Consider the following 9,960-nt stretch of genomic DNA (forward strand, 5'->3'; position numbering starts at 1 on the left):
CCGGCGGACGTGGGTCAGGAGAAGCGGGCCACCGCCTCGAACACCTGCGGCTCCGTGACCGGGAAGCCGGGGAAGCGGGACAGCCGCTGCAGCGGGATCGCCCGCATCATCTGGCCGTTCCTCGGATCGAACAGCATCGCCTGGAACATGCCCTCGCCCAGCTGATCCCGCAGCCAGCCGCCCGCCCGCGGGTGATCCAGCCAGGCATCGACCGTGGACTCCGGAGTGAGCGGCGTCAGGACGTCGTCGCCGGACAGCTCGACGGTGGTCTCCAGGCGGATGTCTCGCGAGGACGCGCCTACCCGGATGCCGAACGCGCCGCCCTCGATCGTCCACCGGTGCAGGGCCGGGTGCCAGTAGGCGAACGCCCGGCGACCGAGCCGTACGGTGACCCGCTCGCTCGCGCCGGGCTCCAGCGTGACCCGGGCGAAGCCGCGCAGCTCCTGGTCGGGCCGGTAGACGGTGGCCTGCGGGTCGTTCACGTACACCTGGACGATCTCGGTGCCGGGCCGGGTGCCGGTGTTGGTCACGGTCAGGGCGACCTCCACCTGGTCGCCGTCCGGGGTCGTCGCCAGGTCGTCGTAGCCGAAGGTGGTGTAGGACAGTCCGTGGCCGAAGGGGTACGCGACCGGCAGGCGGTGCGCGTCGTACCAGCGGTAGCCGATGAGCAGGCCCTCGCCGTAGCGGACGTGGCCGTGCTCGCCGGGGAAGGCGCCGAGTGCCGGGTTGTCCTCGTAGCGGACCGGGATCGTCTCGGCGAGTTTGCCCGCCGGGTTCGCCGCGCCGAGCAGCAGGTCCGCGGTCGCCGCGCCGCCGGCCTGGCCCAGCAGCCAGCCCTCGAGCACGGCTGCGGCCCGGTCCTGCCACGGTGCCACGGTCACGACCGAGCCGTTGGAGAGCACCACGACCAGCCGCGGGTTGGCGTCGGCCACGGCGTGCAGCAGGTCCACCTGGTGGGCCGGCAGGTCCATGTGGTCGCGGTCGTAGCCCTCCGATTCGTACGCGGGCGGCAGGCCGAGGAACAGCACCACCACGTCGGCGCTGGAGGCGGCCCGGACGGCCTCGTCGACGAGGGCCGGGTCCGCGGTGTCGGAGTCGATGGCGAAGCCCGGGGCGAAGAGCACCTCGCGCTCCCCGGCCCGGAGCGCGTCCAGCGCGGAGTCGACCCGGGTCGGATTGACCTGGGAGGAGCCGGCGCCCTGGAAGCGCGGCGTACGGGCGAACTCACCGATCACCGCGATCGGGCCGCCGGTGCGGGCCAGCGGCAGGATGTCGTTCTCGTTCTTGAGCAGCACCGCACTGGCGGCCGCGGCCTCACGGGCGAGGGCGTGGTGGGCGTCGGCGTCGAACGTCTGCCCGGGGCCGAGCGCCGGCAGGGCCCGGTTCAGCAGCTCCAGCACGCGGGTGGCCGCGCGGTCGACGTCCTTCTCGCTGAGCGTGCCGGCCTGGACCGCGTCCAGGATGACCCGGGTGCCGGCGCCGCCGGACGACGGCATCTCCAGGTCGAGGCCCGCGGCCACGCCGGCATCGCGGCGGTTGACCGCGCCCCAGTCGGACACCACCAGGCCGGTGTATCCCCACTCGTCGCGCAGTACGCCGGTGAGCAGCCAGGGGTCCTCGCTCGCGTACGTGCCGTTGATCCGGTTGTACGAGCACATGACCGTCCACGGCTGCGAGCCGGTGACGACCCGCTCGAACGCGGGCAGGTAGATCTCGCGCAGCGTGCGCTCGTCCACGTCGGCGGAGACCGTCATCCGGTCGGTCTCCTGGTTGTTGGCCGCGAAGTGCTTGAGTGACGTGCCCACGCCTTGGCTCTGGATGCCGTCCACGAGCGCCGCGCCCAGTTCGCCGGCCAGCAGCGGGTCCTCGGAGAAGTACTCGAAGTTGCGGCCGCACAGCGGCGAGCGCTTCATGTTGATGCCGGGGCCGAGCAGCACCGCGACCTCCTCGGCGCGGCACTCGCGGCCGAGCGCCTCGCCGATGCGGGTGAGCAGCCCGGCGTCCCAGGTGGACGCGAGGCCCGCGGCGGGCGGGAAGCAGGTGGCGGGGACGCTCTCGTTGAGTCCGACGTGATCCGAGTCGCCGGCCTGCTTGCGCAGGCCGTGCGGGCCGTCCGTGACCATCACCGAGGGGATGCCGAGACGCTCGATTCCTTGGGTACGCCAGAAGTCGGCGCCGTCGAGCAGGGCCGCCTTCTCCTCGAGGGTGAGGGCGCTGAGCAGGGCCGGGATGTCCAGGGGTGTGCCGGCGTGGGGAGTCATGCGGAAAGCGTAACAATGAAAACCTCCACGTGGAAGTTTTCATTTCTCTAGGATGGTGCGATGACGGAGGCCGAAGTCAGTCCGGGTGCGACCCGGCGCGGCGCGTACGAGAAGGGCGTGCGGCGGCGGCGCGAGATCCTCGACCGGGCCATCGAGGTCTTCGCCGAGCGGGGCGCCCAGGGCACCTCGCTGCGCGCCATCGGTGAGGCGATCGGGGTGTCGCACGCCGCGCTCAAGCACTACTTCGCGTCGCGCGAGGAACTGCTCGTCGAGGTGTACCGGGCCGCCGAGGAACGCTCGATCGTGGCGGACCCGGTGCCCGAGGGCAGCTCCGTCGTCGGGCTCATGACCCATGCCGCCCGCCGCAACCACGGGGTTCCCGGCCTGGTGCAGCTCTACTCGACGCTGGTGGCGAGCGCCCTGGAGAGCGGCCACGAGGAGTCCCGGCTGTTCTTCTCCGCCCGCTTCGAAGGCCTGCGCCGCCTGCTTGCCGCCCTGGTGCGTGACGAGCAGCACGCCGGCCGCATCCGCGCGGACATCGATCCGGAGGCGGCCGCGGCGCTGGTCATCGCCGCCTCGGACGGCCTCCAGACGCAGTGGCTGCTGGATCCCGCCGTGGACATCGAGAAGTCTCTCAATCTCCTCGAAAGCCTGCTGGAGTGTCCTGCGACGTAGCCCGGCGGGGGAGTACGGCCCGGACCACGACGGCCTGTCCGCCTGAGGGCGATGGATGGTGATGCGTTTGTGAACTGGTGTGGGCGTACTCGAAAAATGTCCACCTGAAGTAACGATAAGGTCGCGGCCCCGACGCGAGGGCGACCGACGTTCTCGGCTAGGGTCTGGGGTGACGGCGACGGTGCCGGCAGCTACGGCCGAACGCGCCGGGACGCCGCGATCGACAGACGCGGCGTCGCACGGCAGCGCGGCCCAGTCACAGCCGGCCCCGAGCAATGGTCGGCACGCATACCTCCGCCGGTCGCAGAACCCGGCGGACCGAAACGAGGAGATCGACCTGTGACCATCCGGGTTGGCATCAACGGCTTCGGCCGTATCGGCCGCAACTTCTTCCGGGCGGTGCTCGCCTCCGGCGCGGACATCGAGATCGTGGGTGTGAACGACCTCACCGACAACGCCACGCTCGCCCACCTGCTGAAGTACGACAGCATCCTGGGCCGCCTGCCGCACGAGGTGAAGGCCACCTCCGACGAGATCACCGTGGCCGGCAAGACGTTCAAGGCATTCGAGGAGCGCGACCCGCAGAACCTGCCGTGGGGTGACCTGGGCGCCGACGTCGTCATCGAGTCGACCGGCTTCTTCACCGACGCCACCAAGGCCAAGGCGCACGTCGACAAGGGCGCGAAGAAGGTCATCATCTCGGCGCCGGCCAAGAACGAGGACATCACGATCGTGATGGGCGTCAACGACAACCTGTACGACGCCGCGCAGCACACGGTCATCTCGAACGCGTCCTGCACCACCAACTGCCTCGCGCCGATGGCCAAGGTGCTGAACGACACGATCGGCATCGAGCGTGGCCTGATGACCACGATCCACGCCTACACGCAGGACCAGAACCTGCAGGACGGCCCGCACAAGGACCTGCGCCGCGCCCGCGCCGCCGCCCTGAACGTGGTGCCGACCTCGACCGGCGCCGCCAAGGCCGTGAGCCTGGTGCTGCCGGAGCTCAAGGGCAAGCTGGACGGCTTCGCGATGCGCGTGCCGATCCCGACCGGCTCGGCGACCGACCTGACCTTCCAGGCCGGCAAGGAGACCTCCGTCGACGAGGTCAACGCTGCGATCAAGGCCGCCGCGGACGGCCCGCTCAAGGGCATCCTCACCTACACCGAGGACCAGATCGTCTCGGCCGACATCGTCACCGACCCGGCGTCCTGCATCTTCGACGCCGGCCTGACCAAGGTCATCGGCAACCAGGTCAAGGTCGTCGGCTGGTACGACAACGAGTGGGGCTACTCGAACCGCCTCGTCGACCTGGTCAAGCTGGTCGGCTGAGCTGCGTGAAGGCTCTCGACGACCTGCTCGGCGAGGGTGTCTCGGGTCGGCGCGTGCTCGTGCGCGCCGACCTGAACGTCCCGTTCGACAAGAGTGATCCCACAATCATCAGCGACGACGGCCGCATCCGCGCGGTGCTGCCGACGCTGGTGGCGCTGCGCGACGCGGGCGCCCGCGTCATCGTGTGCTCGCACCTCGGCCGCCCCAAGGGCGCGCCGGACCCGAAGTACACGCTCGCGCCGGTGGCCGAGCGCCTCGGTGAGCTGCTCGGCAACCCGGTGATCTTCGCTTCGGACACCGTGGGCCCGGCGGCTTCGGACGCGGTGGACGCGCTGCTCGACGGGCAGGTGCTGCTCCTGGAGAACCTGCGCTTCAACGAGGGCGAGACGTCGAAGGACGACGCCGTGCGCGGCGCCTTCGCCGGCCAGCTGGCCGCCTTCGCGGAGTATTACGTCGACGACGCGTTCGGCGCCGTGCACCGCAAGCACGCCTCGGTGTACGACGTTCCGGCCCGGCTGCCGCACTACGCCGGTGGGCTGGTGCTGCGCGAGGTCGAGGTGCTGCGCCGCGTGACGGAGAGCCCCGAGCAGCCGTACGTGGTGGTGCTGGGCGGCTCGAAGGTCTCCGACAAGCTCGCCGTGATCCAGGCGCTGCTGCCGAAGGTCGACAAGCTGCTCGTCGGTGGCGGCATGTGCTTCACCTTCCTCAAGGCCCAGGGCCATGAGGTGGGTAAGTCGCTGCTCGAGTCGGAGATGATCGACACCTGCGCCTCGCTGCTTTCCCAGGCTGACGGACGGATCGTTCTGCCTGTGGACGTGGTGGCGGCGTCCTCGTTCGCCGCGGATGCTGCGCACGACGTGGTTGACATTTCAGAGATTCCGGCCGACCGGTTGGGCTTGGACATCGGGCCGGAGTCGGTCGCGCTGTTCGCCGAGGCGATCGGGTCGGCGAAGACGGTGTTCTGGAACGGGCCGATGGGCGTGTTCGAGCTGGCGCCGTTCGCGGCGGGCACCCGCGGCGTGGCCGAGGCGATCACGAAGATCGACGGCTTCTCCGTGGTGGGCGGCGGCGACTCGGCCGCGGCCGTGCGCACGCTGGGCATCGACGAGTCCGGCTTCGGCCACATCTCGACCGGCGGCGGTGCGTCGCTGGAATACCTCGAGGGCAAGACCCTGCCGGGTCTTTCCGCGCTGGAGAGCTGAGCATGGCGGACGTGACCCGCCGGCCGATCATGGCCGGCAACTGGAAGATGAACCTCAACCACCTCGAGGCCATCCTCCTGGTGCAGAAGCTGGCCGCCAGCCTCAACGAGCAGCAGCTCACCGACGTCGAGGCCGTCGTACTGCCGCCGTTCACCGACCTGCGCAGCGTGCAGACGGCGATCGACGGCGACAAGGTCCAGATCGGGTACGGCGCCCAGGACCTCTCGCCGCACAAGGGCGGGGCGTACACCGGCGACATCTCCGGCGCGATGCTGGCCAAGCTCGGCTGCTCGTACGTGGTGGTCGGCCACTCCGAGCGCCGCGAGTACCACGGCGAGGACGACGCTCTGGTCAACGCGAAGGTCAAGGCGGCGCTCGCCAACGAGCTCAGCCCGATCCTCTGCGTCGGCGAGGGGCTGGAGATCCGCGAGGCGGCCGGGCAGGTGGCGCACTGCTGCACCCAGCTCGACGGTGCCCTCGAGGGCCTCAAGGACTCGGACGTCAAGAAGATCGTCATCGCGTACGAGCCGGTGTGGGCGATCGGCACCGGCAAGACGGCGACGCCTGACGACGCGCAGGAGGTGTGCGGTGCCATCCGGGCACGGCTCGCCGAGAAGTACGGCGCCGAGACGGCCGACGCGGTGCGGATCCAGTACGGCGGCTCCGTGAAGGCGGCCAACATCGCGGCGATCATGGCGCAGCCGGACGTGGACGGCGCGCTGATCGGTGGCGCGAGCCTGGACGCCGAGGAGTTCGCCTCCATCGTCCGGTTCCGCGAGCACGTCCAGCGCTGAATCTTTGTTGAGGAACCGGCCGCCCCAGGGCGGTCGGTTCCTTGCGCGCCCGCTATTGTGGGGGCGCTGCTGCGCCCTTCGAGAGGAATGACCCCACCATGCCGATCGCGTTCGCCTACACGTTGATCGTGTTGCTGGTCATCACCAGCATCCTGCTGACCCTGCTGATCCTGCTGCACCGCGGCAAGGGTGGCGGCATGTCCAGCATGTTCGGCGGCGGCGTCACCTCCAGTCTGGCCGGCTCCTCGGTCGCCGAGAAGAACCTCGACCGCTACACGGTCCTGGTCGGCATCGTCTGGTTCGCCTGCATCGTCGGTCTCGGCCTCTGGCTGAAGACCACCCAGGGCGGCTCCTGAAACAGATTGTCAACGGGCGCTTTCTTACCGTTCGTCAGCAACTCTTCCTCCAGGCGCCCCGAGAGTCGTAGACTCTGCCGCGCGGTCCGGTCCGTCCGGGCCGCGCGGTTGTTTTTCCACCGCTCACCACCGCCGCATTCTCCGGCGATGACGCCCCTGAAAGACAGGAGTCACATCCGTGTCCAGTGGCAGTGCGATCCGCGGCAGCCGCATCGGCTCCAGCCCGATGCGCCCCGACGAGCGCAGCGAGCCCGCACCCCGGCGGGAGGTGACGTACTGGTGCGCGGCCGGCCACTCGATGGAGGTCCGCTTCGCCGCAGACGTCGCCCTGCCCGAAACCTGGGACTGCACCCGATGCGGCCAGCCGGCCGGCCTCGACCGGGCCAACCCGCCGGGCCGCATGCGGGCCGAGCCCTACAAATCCCACCTGGCGTACGTCAAGGAGCGGCGCTCGGACGAGGACGGTGAGGCGATCCTGGCCGAGGCGCTCGCCAAGGTCCGCCAGCGTCGCGGGGAGTAGCCCGCGCAGGCGTGCTGTGCCGGCCGGGCGCTACAGGGGCGTTGTTTCGCGGCCGAGGTAGATCACGGGGCCCGCGTCGGGGACGGTCAGCTCGACGAAGCCGAGCCGGTCGTAGAAGACCCGCGCCGCCGTGTTCCGCTCGGCCATGCCCAGGTGTACCCGCGGCACCCCGGCGGCGCGGAGCCCGTTCAGGAACGCCGCGATCAGGCGGCGGCCCCAGCCCTTGCCCTGCCATTCCGGCAGCAGGTCGATGTGCAGGTGCGCCGGGTAGTCCGCCAGCCCGGGCACGACCATGCGCTCCGGGCGGTAGTGCAGCGCCAGCATGCCGTCCTCGGCCGTCAGCGGTGGGTCGGCCGGCTCGGGATAACGTCCCGCCGTCGCCGGCAGCCACTCCTCGCGATAGCGCCGGGCGAACCGTACGGTGTCGGCGGTGCCGAGCACGTAACCGACCGCCGTCCCGGTGCCGTCGTCGAGCACATGGGCGTATTCCGGCTCCAGGACCACGTACGGCGCCGCGAAGATGTCGCCCATGAGGCGATCCGAGGAGTACTGACCGCGCGCGTCACCCCCGGCATCGGCTGTGCGGACACAGATGTCGTAGACGGCGTCGAGGTCCCCGGAGCGGTACGCACGGATCGAAGGCTGCACGGCCAGAAGTCTAGGTAGACGCGCGCTGTGACCGGCGTCACCATCACAGCGCCAACCTTTTACGGCGTCGCGCGTCCCTCCCTGCGAGAGCCCGTTCCCGACCTCGCAGGAGTTCAGCCGATGCGTCTCACCGCCCGTGCCGCCACGTTGACCGTCGCAGCGACCGCCGTCGTCATTCTGGGCGGGGGATACGCCGCTACCGCGTTCGCCGACTCGGGCAAGCCGCGGCCGGTGCCTTCGCCCGTGACCGACGACGATGCGACGCCCGTACCGCTGCCTTCGAGCGCCGGCCCGGACGAGGCGACGCCCGGACCTGTGCCGAGCCCGACGCGGACCGGTGGATCCGTGCCGAGCCCGACACGGACCGCCGGACCTGTGCCGAGCCCCACGCGGACCGGTGGACCTGCCCCGAGCTCGACCGGGCCGGCTGGACCCGTTCCGAGCCCGACGCGGACCGGCGGGCCGGAGACCGTCCCGATGCCGTCGCGGACCGTGGGCGCGGTACCGTCACCCACCCGGACCACCCGCTGACCCAGGCGCCGCCCATGATCCTCACGCTTCCGCTGCCGCAGCCCCTGCTGCGGTGGCTGCGTGCGGCCGTGTCCGGGTCCGCGCCGCCCGTCCGCGAGCCGGGCGCGCCGGACCGGCCCCCGGCGATCAACGAGCTCTACCACGCGCGCAGGCTGCACCTCGTGCGGCTGGCGGTGCTCATGGTCGACGACCTGGGTACGGCCGAGGACATCGTCCAGGACGTGTTCGCGGCCCTCTACCGGCGGCACGGGGCCGAGTTGCGGTCGGTCGCCGACCCGGACGCGTACCTGACGTCCGGCGTGATGAACGCCGCCCGCTCGGCGTTGCGGCGCCGGCGTACGGCCCGGGCGTACGTGCCGCCTCCGCCGGGCACGGCCCCGGCCGCCGAGGACCAGATGCTGATGGGGGAGGGGGACCGGGAGGTGCTGGCGGCGCTGGGGGAGCTGACGGTACGGCAGCGTCAGGTGATGGTCCTGCGGTACTGGTCGGAGCTGTCGGAGCAGGAGATCGCGGATGTGCTGCACGTGTCCCGCGGAACGGTGAAGTCGACGGCTCACCGGGCGCTTGCCCTGCTCCGCGGCCTGCTGGGGGAGCGGCGGTGAGCGCCGTAGAGCGGCGGCTGCGCGCGGCGCTGGCGGCCCGGGCGCTGGCGGTCACCGCCGGCGATCTGCAACCTGCCTTGCCGCCGACGGCGATACCCGCCCGGCGACGGTTCGCGGGGAGCGGGTGGCGCCTGCGAATACTGGCCATGGGAGTGGCCCTCGCGCTCGCCGTCGTGGGGCTCGCCGTCTGGATACCGCGCGACGGTCGCGGGCCTGGCCGGGTGCCGAATGCCCCGGCCGCGACCGTGCCGGCGTCTCCTTCGCCCACTTCGCCCACGAGTTCGGCCGTGCCGGGACCAGAACCCTCGCCGACCCGGTCCGGACTCTTCGCACCGAAGGGCATACCCTCCGTTTCCGGACTATCGACGACGCCCTCGGGAACGCAGCCCGTGCCCACGCCGACCGGCTCGCCGGACAAGGGACCGGACTTCGCACCGACCGGCTCGCCGGAAAAGGGGCCGGAGCTCGCGCCGACGCCACCCCCGGGATTCGGGTGACGGTTCGCCGCGACCGGCGTACCTGTCAGGATGGGCCGGTGAACTGGACCCTGGAAGTGGTGATCGTCCCGGTCTCTGACATCGACCGGGCCAAGGAGTTCTACGCCGGCAAGCTCGGCTTCAACGTCGACCATGACACCGTCATCAGCGACGACGTCCGGATCGTGCAGCTGACGCCCCCGGGCTCCGGCTGCTCGGTCGTCATCGGCAAGGGCGCGGTGCCCGACATGCCCCCGGGCTCGCTCAAGGGCCTGCAGCTCGTCGTGCCGGACATCAACCGGGCCCACGCCGAGCTGGTGGAGCGCGGCGTTGCGGTCAGCGACGTGCAGAAGCTGGGTGAGAACCCGAATCCGACGCCCGATCCGCTCGACAACGTCGGCTTCCTGTTCTTCAGCGACCCCGACGGCAACGGCTGGGCGGTGCAGCAGATCTCGTCCCGGGCCTGACTTGAGGATTCCGGGGGTGTGAACCGAACGGCAACCGTGGTACGCCCGTTGTGCACTCCCCGGGTCCCGTGCGGGCCCGAAGAGGATGGCATG

General features: G+C 70.9%; 11 protein-coding genes. 8 read left to right on the plus strand and 3 right to left on the minus strand.

Translation table 11 applies throughout. The features are described 5' to 3' along the window. Window positions 1-14: 14 nt before the first annotated feature. Entirely contained in the window at window positions 15-2,261 is a 2,247-nt protein-coding gene (locus AB0368_RS23795; protein WP_366156129.1) for a glycoside hydrolase family 3 C-terminal domain-containing protein, read from the minus strand. Window positions 2,262-2,321: 60 nt separating this feature from the next. On the opposite strand from AB0368_RS23795, the gene AB0368_RS23800 reads away from it, so the two are divergent. The 6 genes from AB0368_RS23800 (at window position 2,322) to AB0368_RS23825 (ending at window position 7,143) form a co-directional block, all read left to right on the plus strand. Next, window positions 2,322-2,936, plus strand: coding sequence for a helix-turn-helix domain-containing protein (locus AB0368_RS23800; RefSeq protein WP_366156130.1), 615 nt, complete (start codon window positions 2,322-2,324; stop codon window positions 2,934-2,936). 339 nt (window positions 2,937-3,275) lie between these two features. Next, the gene (gene gap / locus AB0368_RS23805; protein ID WP_366156131.1) at window positions 3,276-4,271 is read left to right on the plus strand and encodes a type I glyceraldehyde-3-phosphate dehydrogenase; all 996 of its coding nucleotides are present in this window, start codon (window positions 3,276-3,278) and stop codon (window positions 4,269-4,271) included. A gap of 5 nt (window positions 4,272-4,276) precedes the next feature. Then, complete coding sequence (locus tag AB0368_RS23810; RefSeq protein WP_366156132.1) at window positions 4,277-5,473, plus strand: phosphoglycerate kinase; 1,197 nt, start codon at window positions 4,277-4,279, stop codon at window positions 5,471-5,473. A gap of 2 nt (window positions 5,474-5,475) precedes the next feature. Then, window positions 5,476-6,267 carry a triose-phosphate isomerase gene (gene tpiA / locus AB0368_RS23815; protein WP_366156133.1) on the plus strand — a complete coding sequence of 264 codons (792 nt, stop codon included), beginning with the start codon at window positions 5,476-5,478 and terminating at the stop codon, window positions 6,265-6,267. Window positions 6,268-6,365: 98 nt separating this feature from the next. Next, complete coding sequence (gene secG, locus AB0368_RS23820; protein WP_366156134.1) at window positions 6,366-6,623, plus strand: preprotein translocase subunit SecG; 258 nt, start codon at window positions 6,366-6,368, stop codon at window positions 6,621-6,623. Window positions 6,624-6,801: 178 nt separating this feature from the next. Next, the gene (locus AB0368_RS23825) at window positions 6,802-7,143 is read left to right on the plus strand and encodes an RNA polymerase-binding protein RbpA (RefSeq protein ID WP_366156135.1); all 342 of its coding nucleotides are present in this window, start codon (window positions 6,802-6,804) and stop codon (window positions 7,141-7,143) included. 30 nt (window positions 7,144-7,173) lie between these two features. On the opposite strand, the gene AB0368_RS23830 is transcribed toward AB0368_RS23825, so the two are convergent. Together AB0368_RS23830 and AB0368_RS23835 are read right to left on the minus strand one after the other, a co-directional pair. Further along, window positions 7,174-7,791: a GNAT family N-acetyltransferase gene (locus AB0368_RS23830; protein WP_366156136.1), complete on the minus strand. Its 618-nt coding sequence runs from the start codon at window positions 7,789-7,791 to the stop codon at window positions 7,174-7,176. Between the two features lie 113 nt (window positions 7,792-7,904). Beyond that, window positions 7,905-8,306 carry a hypothetical protein gene (locus AB0368_RS23835; protein WP_366156137.1) on the minus strand — a complete coding sequence of 134 codons (402 nt, stop codon included), beginning with the start codon at window positions 8,304-8,306 and terminating at the stop codon, window positions 7,905-7,907. Between the two features lie 30 nt (window positions 8,307-8,336). Here AB0368_RS23835 and AB0368_RS23840 point away from each other — a divergent pair, with 30 nt between their 5' ends. Both AB0368_RS23840 and AB0368_RS23845 read left to right on the plus strand, forming a co-directional pair. Beyond that, a complete protein-coding gene (locus tag AB0368_RS23840) occupies window positions 8,337-8,924 on the plus strand; it encodes a sigma-70 family RNA polymerase sigma factor (RefSeq protein ID WP_366156138.1) in 588 nt (195 codons plus the stop codon). A gap of 535 nt (window positions 8,925-9,459) precedes the next feature. Next, window positions 9,460-9,867: a VOC family protein gene (locus AB0368_RS23845; RefSeq protein WP_366156139.1), complete on the plus strand. Its 408-nt coding sequence runs from the start codon at window positions 9,460-9,462 to the stop codon at window positions 9,865-9,867. Window positions 9,868-9,960: the final 93 nt, after the last annotated feature.

The organism is Actinoplanes sp. NPDC051475, assembly GCF_040689425.1.
Lineage (GTDB): Bacteria > Actinomycetota > Actinomycetes > Mycobacteriales > Micromonosporaceae > Actinoplanes.

Excerpts from the sequence above, each read along its gene's own strand:
- AB0368_RS23800 (WP_366156130.1), top strand. The coding sequence starts at position 2,322 with ATGACGGAGGCCGAAGTCAGTCCGGGTGCGACCCGGCGCGGCGCGTAC.
- tpiA (WP_366156133.1), top strand. The coding sequence starts at position 5,476 with ATGGCGGACGTGACCCGCCGGCCGATCATGGCCGGCAACTGGAAGATG.
- AB0368_RS23840 (WP_366156138.1), top strand. The coding sequence starts at position 8,337 with ATGATCCTCACGCTTCCGCTGCCGCAGCCCCTGCTGCGGTGGCTGCGT.
- secG (WP_366156134.1), top strand. The coding sequence starts at position 6,366 with ATGCCGATCGCGTTCGCCTACACGTTGATCGTGTTGCTGGTCATCACC.
- AB0368_RS23795 (WP_366156129.1), bottom strand. The coding sequence starts at position 2,261 with ATGACTCCCCACGCCGGCACACCCCTGGACATCCCGGCCCTGCTCAGC.